This is a genomic window from Streptomyces sp. NPDC030893, from assembly GCF_055571535.1.
Genome location: NZ_JBVIFC010000009.1, coordinates 16,777 through 35,847, shown reverse-complemented (window position 1 = coordinate 35,847; position 19,071 = coordinate 16,777). Strand labels below are relative to the sequence as shown.

The 19,071-nt window shown below is 68.8% G+C and carries 15 protein-coding genes; 5 read left to right on the top strand and 10 right to left on the bottom strand.

The features are described from left to right. Positions 1–111: 111 nt before the first annotated feature. The 4 genes from rsmG to ACZ434_RS18410 all read left to right on the top strand — a co-directional run bounded on the left by rsmG (position 112) and on the right by ACZ434_RS18410 (position 4,292). Positions 112–831 carry a 16S rRNA (guanine(527)-N(7))-methyltransferase RsmG gene (gene rsmG, locus ACZ434_RS18425; RefSeq protein ID WP_468456986.1) on the top strand — a complete coding sequence of 240 codons (720 nt, stop codon included), beginning with the start codon at positions 112–114 and terminating at the stop codon, positions 829–831. Between the two features lie 347 nt (positions 832–1,178). After that, positions 1,179–2,255 carry a ParA family protein gene (locus ACZ434_RS18420; RefSeq protein ID WP_468457373.1) on the top strand — a complete coding sequence of 359 codons (1,077 nt, stop codon included), beginning with the start codon at positions 1,179–1,181 and terminating at the stop codon, positions 2,253–2,255. Then, positions 2,252–3,352, top strand: coding sequence for a ParB/RepB/Spo0J family partition protein (locus ACZ434_RS18415; RefSeq protein ID WP_468456984.1), 1,101 nt, complete (start codon positions 2,252–2,254; stop codon positions 3,350–3,352). The genes ACZ434_RS18420 and ACZ434_RS18415 overlap by 4 nt, the downstream gene beginning before the upstream one ends. Before the next feature lie 322 nt (positions 3,353–3,674). Further along, positions 3,675–4,292 (top strand): GNAT family N-acetyltransferase, encoded by a 618-nt coding sequence (locus ACZ434_RS18410; protein WP_468456982.1) that lies wholly within the window; start codon positions 3,675–3,677, stop codon positions 4,290–4,292. Positions 4,293–4,403: 111 nt separating this feature from the next. Here ACZ434_RS18410 and trxA read toward each other — a convergent pair whose 3' ends face one another. The 7 genes from trxA to ACZ434_RS18375 form a co-directional block, all read right to left on the bottom strand. Further along, positions 4,404–4,736, bottom strand: coding sequence for a thioredoxin (gene trxA / locus ACZ434_RS18405; RefSeq protein ID WP_468456980.1), 333 nt, complete (start codon positions 4,734–4,736; stop codon positions 4,404–4,406). 41 nt (positions 4,737–4,777) lie between these two features. Beyond that, on the bottom strand, positions 4,778–5,746 hold the full coding sequence (trxB, locus tag ACZ434_RS18400) for a thioredoxin-disulfide reductase (protein WP_468456978.1): 969 nt from the start codon (positions 5,744–5,746) through the stop codon (positions 4,778–4,780). A 193-nt stretch (positions 5,747–5,939) separates the two neighbouring features. Then, positions 5,940–6,857 (bottom strand): anti-sigma factor family protein, encoded by a 918-nt coding sequence (locus ACZ434_RS18395; RefSeq protein WP_468456976.1) that lies wholly within the window; start codon positions 6,855–6,857, stop codon positions 5,940–5,942. Next, complete coding sequence (sigM, locus tag ACZ434_RS18390) at positions 6,854–7,579, bottom strand: RNA polymerase sigma factor SigM (RefSeq protein WP_468456974.1); 726 nt, start codon at positions 7,577–7,579, stop codon at positions 6,854–6,856. The genes ACZ434_RS18395 and sigM overlap by 4 nt, the downstream gene beginning before the upstream one ends. A 25-nt stretch (positions 7,580–7,604) precedes the next feature. Beyond that, positions 7,605–9,326 carry a protein kinase family protein gene (locus ACZ434_RS18385; protein WP_468456972.1) on the bottom strand — a complete coding sequence of 574 codons (1,722 nt, stop codon included), beginning with the start codon at positions 9,324–9,326 and terminating at the stop codon, positions 7,605–7,607. Positions 9,327–9,466: 140 nt separating this feature from the next. Continuing rightward, positions 9,467–11,785, bottom strand: a complete 2,319-nt coding sequence (murJ, locus tag ACZ434_RS18380) for a murein biosynthesis integral membrane protein MurJ (protein WP_468456970.1) — start codon at positions 11,783–11,785, stop codon at positions 9,467–9,469. Between the two features lie 44 nt (positions 11,786–11,829). Continuing rightward, complete coding sequence (locus ACZ434_RS18375; protein ID WP_468456968.1) at positions 11,830–14,220, bottom strand: DUF6049 family protein; 2,391 nt, start codon at positions 14,218–14,220, stop codon at positions 11,830–11,832. Positions 14,221–14,419: 199 nt separating this feature from the next. Between ACZ434_RS18375 and ACZ434_RS18370 the strand changes: the two genes are divergently transcribed. After that, positions 14,420–15,892 carry a CCA tRNA nucleotidyltransferase gene (locus ACZ434_RS18370; RefSeq protein ID WP_468456965.1) on the top strand — a complete coding sequence of 491 codons (1,473 nt, stop codon included), beginning with the start codon at positions 14,420–14,422 and terminating at the stop codon, positions 15,890–15,892. Between the two features lie 91 nt (positions 15,893–15,983). Here the strand turns inward: ACZ434_RS18370 and ACZ434_RS18365 are convergent, their stop codons facing one another. From ACZ434_RS18365 to ACZ434_RS18355, 3 genes are all read right to left on the bottom strand, one after another. Beyond that, positions 15,984–16,484 carry an LppU/SCO3897 family protein gene (locus ACZ434_RS18365; RefSeq protein WP_468456963.1) on the bottom strand — a complete coding sequence of 167 codons (501 nt, stop codon included), beginning with the start codon at positions 16,482–16,484 and terminating at the stop codon, positions 15,984–15,986. A 121-nt stretch (positions 16,485–16,605) separates the two neighbouring features. Continuing rightward, the gene (locus ACZ434_RS18360) at positions 16,606–17,868 is read right to left on the bottom strand and encodes an MFS transporter (RefSeq protein ID WP_468456961.1); all 1,263 of its coding nucleotides are present in this window, start codon (positions 17,866–17,868) and stop codon (positions 16,606–16,608) included. Between the two features lie 78 nt (positions 17,869–17,946). Next, complete coding sequence (locus tag ACZ434_RS18355) at positions 17,947–19,029, bottom strand: inositol-3-phosphate synthase (RefSeq protein WP_468456959.1); 1,083 nt, start codon at positions 19,027–19,029, stop codon at positions 17,947–17,949. Positions 19,030–19,071: the final 42 nt, after the last annotated feature.

Here is a 19,071-nt window from a genome sequence, read left to right as displayed (position 1 = left end):
CCACCGGCCCCGTCTGTTCCGCAGACGGGGCCGAATTTTTCTCATCCTGATAGGTCTGATTCTGGTGTCGGCGTTTCCGTGCCGGCCCGGTACGGAAGGACGGTCCCCCCAGTGACGGAGGCAGCGGAGCTTCCCCCTGCGCCCGAGCAGGCACGCGAGGTATTCGGCGATCGCTTCGCGGACGCGGTCCGGTACGCGGAGCTGCTTGCCGAAGCGGGCGTTCAGCGAGGTCTGATCGGTCCGCGTGAGGTGCCCCGCCTGTGGGAGAGGCATCTGCTGAACTGTGCGGTGCTTTCGGAGGTCGTGCCCGAGGGCGTGACGGTGTGCGATGTCGGTTCGGGAGCCGGTCTGCCGGGGATCCCCCTGGCACTGGTCCGGGAGGACCTCAAGATCACTCTGCTGGAGCCGCTGCTGCGGCGCACCAACTTCCTCACCGAGGTCGTGGAGCTGCTGGGCCTGGACCATGTCACGGTGGTGCGCGGCCGGGCCGAGGAAGTCATGGGGAAGATCCCCCCGGTACATGTGGTGACCGCCCGTGCGGTGGCTCCGCTCGACCGCCTCGCCACATGGGGCATTCCTCTTCTTCGGCCGTACGGTGAGATGCTCGCGCTCAAGGGTGACGCCGCCGAGGAGGAGTTGAAGAGCGCGTCCTCGGCCCTGAGCAAGCTCGGCGCCGTGACGACATCGATCGTGCATGTGGGCGAGGGTGTCGTGGACCCGATGTCCACTGTGGTGAGGGTCGAGGTCGGGGAGAGCCCCGGCGGCGTGCGGTTCGCGGCCAAGCGTGCGAAGGCGGCCCGTACGGGCCGCACCCGACGGCGACGCGGTTAGTCGGCGGATCCGGTCGTTCTTCGGTGGGCGTAGCCCGACGGGTACAGGGCTTGTCCCGAGAGCCGGACGTACTCCACACACGCTGCCAAACGTGCACATGCCGGAGTGTCGCGGGGGTACCGCCTCGGTCGCTGTGCATCGTGTTTCACGTGAAACGTCGCTCACTGCTGCACGGCATCATCAGTCGGGGCCGCGCCGCGGCCGAACCCCGTGACCGGAAGCCTCTCGGTTCTCTCGGCAAGGGCGCTGTCCCCGACGAACCGGACTCCCCAGGGGGTATGGAGTTGTCCACAGAGGTGGATTTCTCCACAGAACGTCAGGCCTCACTGGTTCACGACCCCGAAGGCATGGGAGGCTCTGTTCATTGCGAGCCTGAAGTCGAGGAGAGTGAATCCTTGCGGTCCGACGCCAACATCGCGGGACCGATGACCGACCCGGTCCCCGGTCCCCGTACCGAATCGATCGGGGCGGATGTTTCACGTGAAACACCGCCTCCGATGGACGACACTCCCATCGGTCGTGCTGCCCAACTGGCGGTGGAGGCTCTGGGCCGTGCCGGTGAGGGCCTGCCACGGCCCGAGCAGACCCGCGTCATCGTGGTCGCCAACCAGAAGGGCGGCGTCGGTAAGACGACGACCACCGTCAACCTTGCCGCGTCGCTCGCTCTGCACGGCGCCCGTGTGCTGGTGATCGACCTCGATCCTCAGGGCAATGCGTCCACGGCCCTGGGCATCGACCATCATGCGGAGGTCCCCTCCATCTACGACGTACTGGTGGAGAGCAAACCGCTCGCGGAGGTCGTCCAGCCGGTTCCGGACGTCGAGGGTCTCTTCTGCGCGCCCGCCACCATCGATCTCGCCGGTGCGGAGATCGAGCTGGTCTCGCTGGTGGCGCGGGAGAGCCGGCTGCAGCGGGCCATCCAGGCCTATGAACAGCCGCTGGACTACATCCTCATCGACTGCCCGCCCTCACTCGGTCTGTTGACGGTCAACGCCCTGGTGGCCGGCCAGGAGGTCCTGATTCCGATCCAGTGCGAGTACTACGCGCTGGAAGGACTCGGGCAGCTGCTCCGCAACGTCGACCTGGTGCGTGGGCACCTCAACCCCTCCCTGCATGTCTCGACGATCCTGCTCACCATGTACGACGGTCGGACGCGGCTCGCGTCGCAGGTCGCGGACGAGGTGCGTACCCACTTCGGTGACGAGGTTCTGCGGACGAGCATTCCCCGCTCTGTCCGCATCTCGGAGGCGCCGAGCTATGGGCAGACCGTACTGACTTACGATCCTGGATCGAGTGGTGCCCTCTCCTACTTCGAGGCGGCACGAGAGATCGCGCTGAGAGGTGTGGGCGTCAGTTACGACGCAGCGCAGGCACACAGCGGCGCACAGCAGAATGATCCGACCATGGTGGAGGGCGTCCAGTGAGTGATCGACGGAGGGGGCTGGGCCGTGGTCTCGGTGCACTGATCCCTGCTGCCCCGACGGAGAAGACGGTGCCGCCGGCCGCGTTGGGAGGTAACGTCTCCGCCTCCCCTGCCGCGGTTCCCACGCTGCCGAACGAGCGTGGTGTCGCAGCGGCGAAGGTAGCGACACTGCCTCCTGTTTCACGTGAAACGGAAGAGCTTTCAGCACGAGGCGCTGTGGGCATGCCCGCGCCGCCGGTGGGTGCTCACTTCGCCGAGATTCCTCTGGACGCCATTACGCCGAACCCTCGGCAGCCCCGGGAGGTCTTCGACGAGGACGCGCTGTCCGAGCTGATCACCTCCATCAAGGAAGTCGGACTCCTCCAGCCGGTCGTCGTACGGCAGGTAGGGCCCGGGCGCTATGAGCTCATCATGGGCGAACGCCGGTGGCGTGCCTGCCACGAGGCGGGCCTCGAGGCCATCCCGGCGATCGTGCGGGCCACGGACGACGAGAAGCTGCTCCTGGACGCGCTGCTGGAGAACCTGCATCGCGCCCAGCTGAATCCGCTGGAAGAGGCTGCTGCGTACGACCAGCTGCTCAAGGACTTCAACTGCACGCACGATCAGCTGGCGGACCGCATCGGTCGGTCTCGTCCGCAGGTGTCCAACACGCTGCGGTTGTTGAAGCTCTCGCCGACCGTTCAGCGCCGGGTCGCGGCCGGTGTGCTGTCCGCCGGACACGCACGCGCACTGCTGTCCGTCGAGGACTCCGAGGAGCAGGATCGGCTGGCCCACCGGATCGTGGCCGAAGGTCTTTCCGTCCGGGCCGTCGAGGAGATCGTGACCCTGATGGGGTCACGGCCGCAGAAGGCCCAGCGGTCCAAGGGACCGCGTGCCGGCGCCCTGGTGTCGCCCGCGCTGACCGACCTCGCGACGCGTCTTTCCGATCGCTTCGAGACCAGGGTGAAGGTCGACCTGGGACAGAAGAAGGGCAAGATCACCGTCGAGTTCGCCTCCATGGAGGACCTGGAGCGCATCCTCGGCTCCCTTGCTCCCGGTGAGGGGCCCGTACTGCAGAAGAGCCTGGTGGACGACGACTCCACGGAGCCAGAGGCCTGAGCCGCCGACTGCCCGGACGGACCGCGCAGCCGAGCAGGACGGACCATGTCCGGTGTGTACCGGAACACGGTCCGTCCTTTGCTTTCTGGCGGTATCGATGGAATCGCTTCCTGGATACGATGCGTTCGGACAGGGCGCATTCACCCAGCAGTACCTCTGAGAGCAGGGCGAGGGCCATGCGAATGACGAGCCGTACCGGACTGGTGAGCGCGGGGCTGGGGGTGGGCGCCGTCAGCGGCTTCATCGGCAGCCTGCTCAGGGAACGGAGCGCTTTGACAGCCGCCCGTGTGGCAGCGGGTGAAGGAAGCGAGGAACAGCCTCCATGGGCCGTCGGCTCGTACCGCTCACGCTGGACAACCTTCAGGATCTCCCCGAGCGCTGTCGCTCGTGTGTCTTCTGGGAGAGGGACCCCGTCAGTGGCGAAGCAGCGCTGAAGGCGGGTACGTCCGCGGTCGAGAAGGAGTCGTGGATCTCCTCGGTTCTTCTGGACTGGGGGTCCTGCGGCCGAGTCGTCTATGTCGACGACGTACCGGTGGGCTTCGTCCTCTACGCTCCCCCTGCCTATGTGCCTCGGTCCACGGCATTTCCCACAAGCCCTGTGGCGCCCGATGCGGTGCAGCTGATGACCGGGTTCATCCTGCCCGGCTACCAGGGGCAGGGACTGGGTCGGGTGATGGTACAGACGGTGGCGAAGGATCTGCTCCGCCGGGGGTTCAAAGCGATCGAGGCCTTCGGTGACGCTCGTTGGAAGGAGCCCGCTTGTGTCCTGCCGGCCGACCATCTGCTGGCCGTGGGATTCAAAACGGTCCGCCCGCACCCCACGAACCCTCGGCTGAGACTGGAGCTCAGGACAGCACTCTCCTGGAAGGAAGACGTGGAGATGGCACTGGACCGGCTGCTCGGAGCCGTGCAGAAGGAACCGGCACTGCGCCCCCTCTGAACCGCATCTCCTGGCTACTCCCTCCGCATCTCATGCGAATGGGCCAGCCCTTCTGGGCCGGCCCATTCGTGTTTCACGTGAAACATGTACCGCTGGTGTGGCGGTCCGCCGCTACTCGGCGATGAAGGCCTCGAGGTCGCGAACGATCGCGGCCTTCGGCTTCGCCCCGACGATGGTCTTCGCGACCTCGCCACCCTGGTAGACGTTCAGGGTGGGGATGGACATGACGCCGTACTTGGCCGCCGTACCCGGGTTCTCGTCGATGTTCAGCTTGACGACCTCGATCTTGTCCCCGTACTCGGCGGCGATCGCCTCGAGGGAGGGAGCGATCTGGCGGCACGGACCGCACCAGGAGGCCCAGAAGTCCACCAGAACAGGCTTGTCGCTCTTGAGGACGTCCTGCTCGAAGGAATCGTCGGTCACGTTCTTCAGGGTGCCGGCCACAGCGGGCTCCTTAACTGGTTGATGCGTGGGGCGTGTGGGGGTCAGACAGCGGTCTTCTCGGGCTCGGCGTTCTCCTCGTCCGAGAGGGCGGCGAGGAACCGCTCCGAGTCGAGAGCCGCGGAGCAGCCGGTACCGGCTGCGGTGATCGCCTGGCGGTAGGTGTGGTCGACCACGTCGCCGGCGGCGAAGACACCGGTGACGTTCGTGCGCGTCGAGGGCGCCTCCACCTTCAGGTAGCCCTCCTCGTCCAGCTCCAGCTGGCCCTTGAAGAGCTCGGTGCGCGGGTCGTGGCCGATCGCGATGAACAGACCCGTCACCGCCAGGTCGGAGAGCTCGCCCGTCTTGACGTTGCGCAGCTTCAGACCCGAGAGCTTCTGGTCGCCCTGGACCTCGGCGACCTCACTGTCCCAGATGAACGAGATCTTGGGGTCGGCGAAGGCGCGCTCCTGCATCGCCTTGGAGGCGCGCAGAGTGTCACGACGGTGGACGATCGTCACGGACTTGGCGAAGCGCGAGAGGAAGGTGGCCTCCTCCATCGCGGTGTCGCCACCACCGATCACCGCGATGTCCTGGTCCTTGAAGAAGAAGCCGTCACATGTGGCGCACCACGAGACGCCGCGGCCGGAGAGGGCGTCCTCGTTGGGGAGACCGAGCTTGCGGTGCTGCGAGCCGGTGGCGACGATGACGGACCTCGCCTTGTGCACCGTGCCGGCGGTGTCCGTGACGGTCTTGATCTCTCCGGTCAGGTCGACGGAGACCACGTCGTCCGGGACGAGCTCGGCGCCGAAGCGCTCCGCCTGGCCCCGCATGTTGTCCATGAGCTCGGGGCCCATGATGCCGTCCTGGAAACCCGGGAAGTTCTCCACATCAGTGGTGTTCATCAGCGCGCCGCCGGCGGTGACAGCGCCCTCGAAGACCAAGGGCTTCAGCGACGCACGGGCGGTGTAGAGCGCCGCCGTGTAGCCGGCGGGCCCCGAACCGATGATGATCACGTTACGGACGTCGCTCACGGCTTGATTCCTCGTCTCTGGTCTGCGTCGTTCGACCGGGGGAAGCTTCTGTCGGGACTCTCACCCCGTCCAACGGATCCTAAGGGGCGGGCATTCCCGGTGTGCCCACGCACACGGACACGGCCCTCCGGCGGCAGGAAAGGGCACACACCCCACGGGTGGCCACGCCCGGCGGAGACCATGGGGCGGACCGTCAGCGCGTGTAGGAATGCTTCAGCAGAACCTCCGCAGTGGCGGCCGAGGACCGAGTACCCACGCATGTCGCATCGACGACGTAAGCGGTGACACGGGTCTCGTCCGAGGCATCGGGAAGCACGACGAGAAGTGCTTCCTTTCCCTCGTAGGTTCCCTGCTCGGTGGCGAGGGCGGTGTCATTGCGTCCGATGCCTTCGCGGACACACTGCGGCACCGTGGGCTCCTTGAGCACCTTCGGCTTCGCGGCGCCACCGGACTCCGATTCCAGTCCGAAGGTCTGGGGGGAACTGGAGCCCTTGACCTGGCCTCGGCTCGCCGTGAGGAGAGCGGAGACCTGCTTTTCCAGTTCCTCCTCGGAGAAGGTGTCGGCCGTGGTCGTCCGGTGCCCGTCATCAGGCCCCGTGTCGCCGTTCATGGACGACAGCACCACGGAACCGAGGCCCAGAGCGGCGACAGTGAAGACGGTCCCCAGAACGGCGACCCGTCGGCGCCCGCCACGCAGACGCCCCTTGCGCCCCGGCCCGGTCGTCGAGGAGCGGGGGCGTCCGGTCGGCCGGTCCGCGGGCGTCGATGTTTCACGTGAAACATGAGATTGCTCGTCGTCCGGGGATGCGGGGGAAGCGGTGACCGGTTCGTCGGCAGCCTCGGGCTCCGGCGCCGTGGCATGCAGCAGGGCCTCCGCGGCGAGCGCCGCGTCGATACGGCCCGCAACCTCGGCGGGCATGCGGGGCGGACCTGCCACCGTTCCGAGCAGACTCCGAATCTCTTCGAGAGAGGCGTGGACGTCCGCACAGAGAGGGCACGCCTCCAGATGCCGGCGTACGTCCGCGCTCCGGGCCGGCGGGAGGATCCCCTCGGCGAGGTCGGAGATCTCCATGACGTCCGGGTGCTCCGCCATGTCCTTCGTCGATGTCACGCTCGCCCACCTCCGCCCTTCGCTGCCGCCGGGTCATTCGTTCCCGCGTCCGGCGGGTCCGGTCGTTGCGGGCCCGCTGCGGGTGGGACGGACGCCCCCTGGGTCCGGTTCCGTGCCCCGCCCTGCTTCTGGCCCCCACCACTGCCGTCCGGTCGTAGGTGGCTGAGCAGGGGCAGGAGTCTTGCCCGGCCGCGGGCGCACCGGCTCTTCACGGTGCCGGTCGGAACATCGAGGATGCGGGCGGCCTCGGCGACCGGGTAGCCCTGCATGTCCACGAGAACGAGCGCGGCCCGCTGGTCGGGCGGCAGTGTGCCCATCGCCTCGATGAGCTGGCGGTGCAGGTCGTTGCGTTCCGCGGGTGCCGAGGCGGACTCGTGCGGCTCCAGCAGCTGCTCCAGGCGTTCCGTGTCGTCGACCGGGGCGGTCTTCCTGGAGGCCGCCTTGCGCGCACGGTCCAGACAGGCGTTCACCGTGATCCGGTGCAGCCACGTCGTGACGGCGGACTGGCCGCGGAAGGTGTGGGCGGCCCGATAGGCGGAGACGAGGGCGTCCTGGACGGCGTCAGCGGCCTCCTCGCGGTCGCCCAGGGTGCGCAGGGCCACGGCCCAGAGCCGGTCCCGGTGCCGGCGCACGAGCTCACCGAAGGCGTCGGGGTCGCCCTTCACATGGCGGGAGAGGAGTTCCTGGTCGTCAGCGTCGCCGTACGCGGTGCCGTCGGCCATCCGACCCTCCCCCTTCGCCGAGACGTCAGCCGGTGAACTTCAGATCGGTGATGCCCTGCTTGTGGCCGGCGCTGCTGTAGGTGTCACCGGGCGCGTGCGGCATGGCGGTGATCCAGACCAGCACGTACCGGGTCTTCGCCGGCTTGTCGGCCTTCACCGTGGCCTCGTTCCCGTTCGTCGTGACCGTGCCCAGTTTCCGCATGGAACCGATGGGCGTCGACGAGCTCATCGAGTCCGTCGCGTACAACGTGATGGTCGTGTGGTCACCCGCGTAGCGCAGGCCTATCGACGAGGACTGGACCGTCTGCTCGGAACCGAGGTCGTAGACGATGCCCACGCCGGGTTTGAAGGCGGGATTCATGTCCGGACCGTCGATGAAGCTGTTGGTGCGCCAGTAGGTCGAGCTGTCGCCGTCGTAGGTCTTGGCCACGTCCCCCGGCGCCTGGGCCTCACCCTTGGCGATGTACTCCTGGGCGCCCCGGACGGTGAGCGGCCTGGCGGGCGCGGGCTTCGTGTCGTTCTTGTCGTCCTCTTCCGTCGTCTGCGTCTTGTTCGTGTCCTCCGCCTTGCCGCCCTGCTCCATCAGGGCGTCCGCGAGCTGCCAACTGCCCAGGCCCAGCGCGGCGATGAGCAGCGCGGAGACGGCCCACTTCAATGCCTTGCCGGTACGGCTCTGCAGCGGGGGAGGTGGCACCGCCACCGGCTGCGTGGCGCCGGGGTGCGGTGCCGGCCGGCCGTAGGTGCCCTGCTGGTACGTGGTGCGCCGATAGTCGGGCGGGGTGGTGAAGGCCGGCTCCGGCGGGCGGATGCGGGGCATCTCGCCGATCGCCTTGACCAGCTCCTCCGGCGTGGTGCAGGGCGATTCGTGGCGGGAGGCGGTGGCGCCGTCGTTGGCGAGCGCACGCATGGCCAGCTCGGACAGTCCGCGGTGGACACCGGCCCGGACTTGGTCGGGCGGGATCAGACCGATGTCCTTCGGCAGGCCGGACATGCCGTGGGCGTCGCTCTCGTAGGGCCAGCGCTGGGTGAGCGACGCGTAGAGCAGGGCACCGATGGCCTCGGTGTCGGTGCGCTGGGGGGTGTCGGAGCTGACGCCGCGCAGCGCCGCGTTGACGGCGAGGCCGCGGATGCGCCACTGGCCGGTCGAGGTGCGCAGGACGGCGTTGGGGTTCAGACGCAGATGGGCGAGGCCCTCGCGGTGTGCCGCGGCCATGGCCGCCGAGATCTGACTGACCATCTGGTAGGCGTCGTACACCTCCAGGGGGCCCGTGGCCAGGAGCGTGGTCAGCTCGGTGGCGTCAGGGAGCCATTCGTGCACGACGTAGACGACGTCGTTCTCCTCGACGGCGTCCAGCACCTGGACGAAGCGCGGGTCGCCCAGCAGCGCGGAGGAGCGGGCGGCGGCCAGCACGGACCGGGCACGCGTGTGATCGGCGGGCAGGATGTGCACGCCGACGGCGCGGCGGAGCTTCTCGTCCACGGCACGCCAACTGCTGAATCCGTCCAGACGGGTGACGCACTCCTCGAGGCGGTAGCGTCTGGCGAGCTTGTGGCCGCTGTGGAGTTCCGGCGGCGAGGTCTTCCCGGAACCGTCGGTCCCGGTGTTCTCCTGTGCCTCGTCGCTGTCCGTGTCCCGCTCCCGGTTCTTGGCCACCCCGTCGGCCGTGGACTGGTCCGCCTGTGCGGTCAGCGGCTGCTCGCCGCTGTTGTCTGCCACGTCGACGGCAGCTGTGCTCCGTTCTGCCACCGTCGTTCCCTGCCTCCCCATCCTTGTGCGCGTCGGTCGGTGTCCGTCGCACCGTCCGTCGCCGAAACCAATTGTGCCCACAGTCCGCCGCTATGCACGACACACAGGGGCCGTTGATGGTTGTGCGCCTACCCCCGGCTTCAGCGTCCCAGGCGTCCGCGCACCATACCGACCAGCGAGTTGACCTCGTCGATGCGCATCCGCCGGGCCGCCACGTAGAAGGCCCCGAGCAGGACGGCCCCGCCGCCCAGCAGTGCGGCGAACGAGCCCACGACCCCCTGGCCGAGCGTCTGGCTGATGCCGTAGCAGGCCGCGCCGCTGAGCAGCGCGGCCGGTACCGAGGCGATGCACAGCCGGGCGTAGGTCCGCAGTACCCGGGCGCCGTCCAGGTCCCCGCCCAGCCGCTTGCGCAGCCTGCGCCAGGCGACGCCGACACCGATCACGTAGGCCAGACCGTAGGAGGCGGACATGCCGACCACGGCCCAGCGGGCCGGGAGCACGAAGTAGCAGATGGCGGAGGCGACCGCGTTGCCCGCGGCCACGATGACCGTGTTGTAGAAGGGCGTTCGGGTGTCCTCGTACGCGTAGAAGGCCCGCAGCACGACGTACTGCACGGAATAGGGGATCAGGCCGAGGCCGAAGGCCATCAGCATGTACCCCATGTTGGTGGCCGCTCCGGTGCCCGAGGAACCGAACATCAGGGTGCACATCGGGATGCCGAGCGACACGAAGCCGAAGGCGATCGGCACGATCGCGACGGCTGTCGTGCGCAGGCCCTGGGAGATGTCGTCGCGGACGGCACCGGCGTCGTCGTCGGCTGCCGAGCGGGAGATGCGGGGCAGGAGCGCGGCCATCAGGGAGACGGTGATGATGGCCTGGGGCAGCCCCCAGATCAGCTGGGCGTTGGCGTAGGCCGCGAAGCCGGTGCCCTCGGCGGCGGAGTCCAGGCCCGCGGCCGTGGACAGCTGGGTCACGACCAGAGCACCCGCCTGGTTGGCGAGGACGAACAGGATGGTCCACTTGGCGAGCATCGCCGCCTTGCCGAGCCCGTGGCCCTTCCAGTCGAAGCGCAGCCGGAGCCGGAAGCCGGTCTCCCGCAGGTAGGGGATCATCGCGAGGGCCTGGACGACGAGTCCGAGCAGCACACCCACGCCGAGCAGCCGCTGGCCCTCCGGCGGGATGTTCGTGACCTCCATCCTGGAGTCCCCGGCCGTGCCGTAGACCCAGATGAACGTACCGAGCGTGACGATGATGACGAGGTTGTTCAGGACCGGTGTCCACATCATCGCGCCGAACCGGCCGCGCGCGTTGAGGATCTGACCCATCACCACGTGAACGCCCATGAAGAAGATCGAGGGCAGGAAGAAGCGGGTGAAGGTGACGGCGACGTCATTGGCCGCGGGGTCGGTGGCGACGGGGTTGGACAGGGCGCGGACCAGGAGCGGTGCGGCCAGCCACGCGAGGGCGGTGAGCGCGGCCAGGGCCACCATCACCAGCGTCAGCAGACGGTTGGCGTACGCCTCGCCTCCGTCCTCGTCGTCCTTCATGGCCCGCACGAGTTGCGGCACGAAGACGGAGTTGAGACCACCGCCCACGGTCAGGATGTAGATCATCGTCGGCAACTGGTAGGCGACCTGGAACGAGTCGCCGAGCAGGCCGAGGCCCAGGGCCGAGACGATGAGCGCGGACCGGATGAAGCCCGTGAGGCGGGACACCATCGTGCCGGCCGCCATCACGGCGCTCGACTTCAGCAGTCCCCCGGCCCGGCCGCCCTTCTTCGGAGCGGGAGGGGGCTCCGGTACCGGTGCCTCGGCGGCGGGAGGCGGAGTGGCTCCGGCGTAGTGGCCGGGTGCCGGGGAGGTGGGGCCGGGCACCGGTGCGGACGCGTAGTGCTGCTGTGGGTCGCCCACCGGTACGTGCCCCGGGTGCCCGCCGCCGGGCTGCTGGGGGTAACCGCCCTGCTGCTGGTCCGGGAAGGCACCGCTCTGCTGCTGGTCACGGAAGAGATGGGCGAAGGCATCCGGCTCGTGGCGCTGCTCCCCGGCGTGGCCGACCAGGTCGTCCACACCCACGAACTGTGTCGTGCGCGGGTCGTCGCCGTAGGGCAGGTGCTGCGTCGGACCGTCCGGCTCCGGCGGGGGCGTCCGGGCCCACACGCGTGGATCGGGAGCGTACGGAGACTGCGGCGGCTGCCCGTACAGCGGCTGCTGAGGGGGGTAGGTGCCGGGAGCGGGCGGCGGGTGCGCGGCGCGGTCGTAGAGCGCTTCGGTGACCGGGTCCTGCGCGGCGATGTCCTGCGCCCGGTAGGGGTCCTGGTGGTAGGCGTCCTGGAGGTACGGGTCCCCGGGCGGCTGGGGCACCTGGCCGTGCCCGGGCGGCGGACCCTCGGGGAGGTCCGACTCGGGGTGGCCCGAGTCGCCCGCGGCACGGCCGCGGTCACCGTCGTACGGCGCGTTCATGGTTACCCCACCTCATCGTCCCGGGCCCACCGGCCACGACATCCTCAACGGTCCACTCTCTCACCCGTGCCCGACGGGTCCGCGTTTTCCGGTGCGGTGTCCGGTGCCGGGTCACCCGCCTGCTCGGGGCCTTCGTCCCGGGAGCCCGTCGCGGACTCCTGGGGGAGACGCTTCGCCGGTGTTCCGGGGTTCTGCGGGCCGTCGGCGTCCTCGTCGGCCTCGTGCTCCCGTTCCTGTTCCCCGGCCTCGCGGGCGGCGGCACGCTTGCGCTGGGTGTACATCCGGAATCCGGCGAGGACGAGCAGCAGTACGCCGCCGCCGATGACCAGCATCACCGTGGCGGTGATCTCGGTGACCTTCACGTCGAACGTGACGGGGGCGCCGTACTTCTGGCCGTCCGGTGTGTAGAGCTGGGCGACGACCGTCGCCCTGCCGTTGGCATTGGCGGACGTGGTGAACTTCACCGACTGGCTGTGGCCGCCGGAGACGGCGACAGGCTGCTCCTCGTAGGCGGATCCGCCGATCTCCAGACGGGTCGGGTTGGTCGACGTGAGCCGCAGTACCAGGTTCTCGACCCCCTGCACCAGGTTGTTCTGGACCGTCACGGGGATCGTGGCACTGCGTCCGGAGAGCTTCGTCTCCGACTTGTCGATCAGTCGCACCCGGCCGATGAGCCCGTCCAGATACGACTCGACACCGCTCCGGTAGATCGCCGACTCGGCCGGCCGGCCCCGCCACGACACGGACATGCCCCGGTTCAGAGCGCGTCCGAACGGGGTCACCACCCGGGACTGGTCGGACAGGATCACCTTGAACTTGTCGAGCTTGGCCTGCGTCCTGACGATCTGCTCGAACGTCGACTTCGGGAGTTCCTGCTTGCGCAGCGAGGAGGGGTACGAGGAAGCCGGGGGGACCTTGGTGGTGGCGGCGGGGTCCGGCTTGGCCGCGGCGGCGGCCGTCAGGTTCTGGGGCTCGGACCAGGTGCCGTCCTGGAGGATCCCGATGGCCTCGGCCATCGTCTGGGCCTGACTCGCCGACGGTGCTCGCTGCGGTGCCACGACGACGCTGCGCTGCCGGTCCGTCTGCAGATCGAGGGTGAGGCTCTGGGCCAGGAACCGCTGGACGGCGAGCGTCGAGGTCGAGGCCTTGGTCATGTCGCCCTGGAACGCCGTGGACAGCCGTGCGTCCGCGACGACGGCCGTGGTGCCGCCTCCGATGGGGCGCGGCGCGGAGGTCGTGTACGTCAGTCCGGTCTCCTCGAAGGTGTCGCTGCGGGCGATCACCTTGTCGGCTCCGGCGGAGGTGGCGACCCTGACGACGGCGGGGTCGATGGCGCCGTTGACGGGCCAGGCGAAGTCCGTGGTGGGGGTCACGTGGAGGATCGACTCCACGGTGCCGGAGGCGACGTCGGTGGCTTCCTCGAGGTGGCTCAGGGAGCCGGTGACCGAGGTGCCGTTGTGGGCGAGGGAGGCCACGTCGGGGTCGCCGAACGGCAACGCGACGACCTCCTTGTCCGCCACCGCCTTCTGCACCTCGGTGAGCCATCGCTTGGCGATCGCCTGATGACCGCCGGGGCTGTTGTCGTCACCCTCACCGGCGATCTCGTAACGCTCGGTCATCGCTTCGGCGGACGCCAGCAGGTCCGGATCGATCACCCAGGTGACGTCGAGGTCCTTGCCCAGCGCCACCATGCGGTCCAGCCGGCCGCCCGGGGCGATCTCCTCGGCGAGTTCGTCGTCGTGGAAGACCGGCGTCTGCTGCTCGTCCGAGCCTGTCTCCGCCGTCATGTGGACCGTGGAGATCAGGGGCCACATGAACGTCGTCTTCGTCTTCGTGCCGCTTCCCTCGGGCTTCCAGGGCAGGAACGTCCGCTGGACGCCGAGCGTCTGTTCCCAGGGCTGTGCCGAGGTCTCCCCGGCCAGGGCGACGGCCAGCTGGTAGACGCCGTCCTTCCCGAGGTCCAGCTCCTTCACCGGTACGGAGAGGGTGAAGGGCTGCGAGACACCCGGGGTGAGCTCGGAGAACTCCTCGGAGTACTTGTCGTCGATCTCCGGGCCGATGTCGCTCCGGACGTCGTCGCTGTCCTTGGCGACGGATTCGATGGCCGACCGGGTGTTCAGCAGCGGCCCTACGCGCAGGCCGACGTGGGCGTCGGTGACGGCGTGCCTGCCCTTGTTGGTCACGGTCCCGGACACGGTCACGGTGTCGCCCTCGGTGGGCGCACCCGGGGTGAGGGAGTTCACCGAAACGTCGACCGAGCCCGGCCCGGAAGGGGCTTGCGAGACATCCGGTGCGACCGCGCCGGCGGGGGGCGCGGCCGGTAGCTGGAGCAGCCCGGCCAGCAGGGGCGCTCCGGCGAGCAGAGTCCCGGTGCGCCGCAGCCAGCGGCGGGCAGGTGAGGGACGTGTCCCCTGGAAGTCTGCCGCCTCGGCCACGCGCTCGCCCGTCCCTCGTCGTCGTCAGTGGTCGTCGGAATGTGCGTCCACGCATGGTAACGAGGTGCGCTGAGAGGAAGTGCCACGGACCGGCCCACAAGATCGGCGGGAGCGGGCCTTGTCCGTGTATCGACGGGGGTGTCCGCGCGTACCTCATGGGTGAGCTCCCGGTCGTCCGGGCCACGTACCCTCTTCTGTTGTGCCGAACGCCAACGAAGAAACCAGTGCCCTGAGCCAGGTGCAGGACCGCGCCGTGAGTGAACTGCTCCGGGTCGCCCCCGTCGCCGACGATCTCGCCCGTCGCTTCCAGGAGGCCGGGTTCTCACTCGCCCTGGTCGGCGGCTCGGTGCGGGACGCGCTGCTCGGCCGCCTCGGCAACGACCTGGACTTCACGACGGACGCCCGTCCGCAGGACGTACTGAACATCGTGCGCCCCTGGGCGGACGCCGTCTGGGACGTCGGGATCGCCTTCGGCACCGTCGGGGCGCAGAAGGAAGCCCGTGTCGGGGACACCGACCGACGCTTCCAGATCGAGGTGACCACCTATCGGTCGGAGGCGTACGACCGCACGTCGCGCAAGCCGGAGGTCTCGTACGGCGACTCCATCGAGGAAGACCTGGTGCGCCGTGACTTCACGGTGAACGCGATGGCCGTCGCGCTCCCGGAGAAGCGGTTCATCGACCCGCACGGCGGGCTCGCCGATCTGGCCGAGCGGGTGCTGCGCACCCCGGGTACACCCGAGGAGTCCTTCTCCGACGATCCGCTGCGGATGATGCGGGCCGCCCGTTTCGCCGCTCAGCTCGACTTCGACGTGGCCCCCGAGGTGGTCGCGGCGATGAAGGAGATGGCCGGGCGTATCGGGATCGTCTCCGCCGAGCGGGTGCGGGACGAACTGAACAAGCTCATCCTGTCCGCGCACCCCCGCAAGGGACTGTCACTGCTCGTGGACACCGGCATCGCCGAGTATGTGCTGCCCGAGCTGCCGGCCCTGCACCTGGAGAGGGACGAACACCACCGGCACAAGGATGTCTACGAGCACACGCTGATCGTTCTGGAGCAGGCCATGGCCCTGGAGGAGGATGGCCCCGATCTGACCCTTCGCCTCGCGGCCCTGCTGCATGACATCGGCAAGCCCCGCACCCGCCGCTTCGAGAAGGACGGCCGTGTCTCGTTCCACCACCACGAAGTGGTCGGAGCGAAGATGACCAAGAAGCGCATGACGGCTCTCAAGTACTCCAACGAGCTGGTGAAAGACGTCTCGCGCCTTGTCGAGCTCCATCTGCGCTTCCACGGTTACGGAACGGGAGAGTGGACGGACTCCGCGGTTCGCCGCTACGTCCGCGACGCCGGGCCGCTCCTCAGCCGGCTGCACAAGCTGACCCGCTCGGACTGCACCACGCGCAACCGGCGCAAGGCCGCCGCGCTCTCCCGTGCGTACGACGGCCTGGAAGAGCGGATCGCGCAGCTTCAGGAGCAGGAGGAGCTGGACGCCATCCGACCGGACCTCGACGGCAACCAGATCATGGAGATCCTGGGGATCACGCCGGGTCCGGCTGTCGGGCAGGCGTACAAGCACATGCTGGAGCTCCGGCTGGAGAACGGCCCGATGGCGCACGACGCGGCAGTGGCGGCCCTCAAGGAGTGGTGGGTCGACCAGCAGGCCCGAGCATGAAGCAGGGGTCATGTTTCACGTGAAACATGACCCCACGGAGCAGAACGGAGGGCGGTGTTTCACGTGAAACACCGCCCTCCGTTCGTCTGCCTTACTTGTCCTTCAGGCAGAGGAGGAAGCTCTTGCTGCCGTTGGTCTCCGTGTAGGAGTACTGGAAGTCCTTGGCCTCCGCCTCGCACTTGCTCTGTGCCGTGAGGCCGGAGAAGCTGCCCTCGATCTTGGCGAGCACCTTGTACTGGGCCTTGGTGTCACCGCAGTCGACGACTTCGAGGTCCGGGTTGTTGTCATCCGTGCTGCCCCGGTGCATGCAGTCGCCGACCGCGGCGGTGTCGGCGTCGTCCTGGCTGGTGATGTAGGTGCCGATGGCCACACCTGCGACGATCAGAACGATGACGATGTTCTTGATCGTCTTGAAGCTGAGCTTCCGGCCCTGCTGCGGCGGAACGGGAGCACCCGGCGGGGGGAATCCGGGCTGGCCGGCCTGCTGCGGGAAGCCGCCCTGGGGCGGGACGGGGGCCTGGCCCTGGGGCTGGCCGTAGGGCTGCTGCTGGCCCTGCGCGAACGGGTTGCCCTGAGGCGGCGGAGTAGTCACTGGGGTCCCCCTGGAACATAGGTGCGTGACGCGAATGATGCGTTGATAAGACGCACGTAAGCTACCGGCCCGCACTGACAACTCCGTAGCCGCACAAGACAATGTGGCACTGATGTGACACTTACTGACGCTCAAACCGGGCCATAGCGCCAGCTACTGCTCCGTAGATAACGGCGATCGTTACCACCAGGGGGACCGATCGGCCGTCCGGCGGCAGCATCAGGGCAGCCACGGCGGCGGCGCCGACGAAGGCCACGTTGAAGAGGACGTCGTACAGCGAGAAGATCCGGCCGCGGAAGTCGTCCTCGACGGCGGACTGGACGACGGTGTCCGTGGCGATCTTGGCGCCCTGGGTGGTCAGCCCCAGGACGAACGCCCCGGCGAGGAGCGGGCCGGTCGCGAACGGCAGGCCCAGCGCGGGTACCAGCACCGCCGCCGACGCCGCGCACACCACGATCCAGCGGCCCGGACCGAGCCGCCCGGCGGCCCAGGGCGTCATGACGGCAGCCACGAAGAAGCCGGCGCCCGACGCCCCCAACGCCAGGCCCAACAAGGCCAGTCCCTCGTCGGTGGTCGACGTCAGCGCGTACCGGCACAGCATGAGCAGCAGGACGAGCATGGCGCCGTAGCAGAACCGCATCAGCGCCATCGCCGTCAGCGCCCAGGCCGCTTCCCGGCGCGGGGGCGCGGCGAGGTGACCCATCCCCTCCCTGAGGCCGCGCGCGGTGCCGCCGAGCGCCGCGGTCAGCCGGGTGCGTACCCATGCCCGGTCGGGACCGAGCAGTTCCTTCGTGATGCGCAGCGATGCCAGGGCCGCGCACAGGTAGAGCGCGGCGCCGACGAGAACCACCGCCGCGTCGGAGTCGGCGACGACCAGGCGGACGAGGAAGGCCAGACCGCCGCCCGCGGTAGCGGCGAGCGTGCCGGCGGTCGGTGACAGGGAGTTGGCCACCACCAGCCGGTCGGCGTCCACGACGCGCGGAAGTGCGGCGGACAGGCCCGCGAGGACGAAACGGTTGACTCCGGTGACGCACAGGGCGGAGACGAAGAGGAGCCAGTCGGGCACCCTGCCGAGGATGAGGAGGGCGGTCACCGCCGCCATCAGGGCGCGCAGCAGGTTGCCGTACAGGAACACCTGGCGGCGGCGCCAGCGGTCCAGGAGGACCCCGGCGAAGGGGCCGACCAGGGAGTAGGGGAGGAGCAGGACCGCCATCGCCGAGGCGATCGCCGCGGCCGATGTCTGCCTCTCCGGGGAGAAGACCACATAGGCGGCGAGCGCGACCTGGAAGACGCCGTCGGCGCCCTGGGAGAGCAGCCGGATGGCGAGCAGGCGTCTGAAGCCCTGGAAACGCAGCAGAACGCGCAGGTCACGGACGACGGCCATGGGGCACAGCCTCACATACGAAGAGGGTCCCCGGGCCATACGACCCGGAGACCCTCAACTGCCCACAGCGGGGAGGTCCTAGCGCTCGGCCTCGCCCTTGATGAACTTCTCGACGTTCTCGCGGGCCTGGTCGTCGAAGTACTGCACCGGCGGGGACTTCATGAAGTACGAGGACGCCGACAGGATCGGGCCGCCCACGCCCCGGTCCTTGGCGATCTTCGCGGCGCGCAGGGCGTCGATGATGACACCGGCGGAGTTCGGGGAGTCCCAGACCTCGAGCTTGTACTCCAGGTTCAGCGGAACGTCACCGAAGGCGCGGCCCTCGAGGCGGACGTAGGCCCACTTGCGGTCGTCCAGCCAGGCGACGTAGTCGGACGGGCCGATGTGGACGTTCTTCTCGCCGAGCTCCCGGTCGGGGATCTGCGAGGTGACGGCCTGCGTCTTGGAGATCTTCTTGGACTCGAGGCGGTCGCGCTCGAGCATGTTCTTGAAGTCCATGTTGCCGCCGACGTTCAGCTGCATCGTGCGGTCCAGGATGACGCCCCGGTCCTCGAACAGCTTCGCCATGACACGGTGCGTGATGGTGGCGCCGACCTGCGACTTGATGTCGTCACCGACGATCGGGACGCCCGCCTCGGTGAACTTGTCCGCCCACTCCTTGGTGCCGGCGATGAAGACCGGGAGGGCGTTGACGAAGGCGACCTTGGCGTCGATGGCGCACTGGGCGTAGAACTTCGCCGCGTCCTCGGAACCGACCGGCAGGTAGCAGACGAGGACGTCCACCTGCTTGTCCTTGAGGACCTGGACGACGTCGGCCGGCTCCTCGGCGGACTCCTCGATGGTCTCGCGGTAGTACTTACCGAGACCGTCGAGGGTGTGGCCGCGCTGCACCGTCACGCCGGTGCTGGGAACGTCGCAGATCTTGATGGTGTTGTTCTCGGAGGCGCCGATGGCGTCCGCGAGGTCGAGACCGACCTTCTTGGCGTCCACGTCGAAGGCGGCGACGAACTCGACGTCGCCGACGTGGTAGTCGCCGAACTGGACGTGCATCAGGCCCGGCACCTTGGACGCCGGGTCGGCGTCCTTGTAGTACTCGACTCCCTGCACCAGCGATGCGGCGCAGTTGCCCACGCCGACGATGGCTACGCGAACCGAACCCATTCCGGTTGCTCCCTGTGTGTACGAGTGAGGCCCTGAGGCGGG

Coding starts and splice junctions, on each gene's coding strand:
- ACZ434_RS18420 (WP_468457373.1), top strand. CDS start 1,179: ATGGGAGGCTCTGTTCATTGCGAGCCTGAAGTCGAGGAGAGTGAATCC.
- ACZ434_RS18410 (WP_468456982.1), top strand. CDS start 3,675: ATGGGCCGTCGGCTCGTACCGCTCACGCTGGACAACCTTCAGGATCTC.
- sigM (WP_468456974.1), bottom strand. CDS start 7,579: ATGGCCGACGGCACCGCGTACGGCGACGCTGACGACCAGGAACTCCTC.
- murJ (WP_468456970.1), bottom strand. CDS start 11,785: ATGAACGCGCCGTACGACGGTGACCGCGGCCGTGCCGCGGGCGACTCG.
- ACZ434_RS18360 (WP_468456961.1), bottom strand. CDS start 17,868: ATGGCCGTCGTCCGTGACCTGCGCGTTCTGCTGCGTTTCCAGGGCTTC.
- ACZ434_RS18355 (WP_468456959.1), bottom strand. CDS start 19,029: ATGGGTTCGGTTCGCGTAGCCATCGTCGGCGTGGGCAACTGCGCCGCA.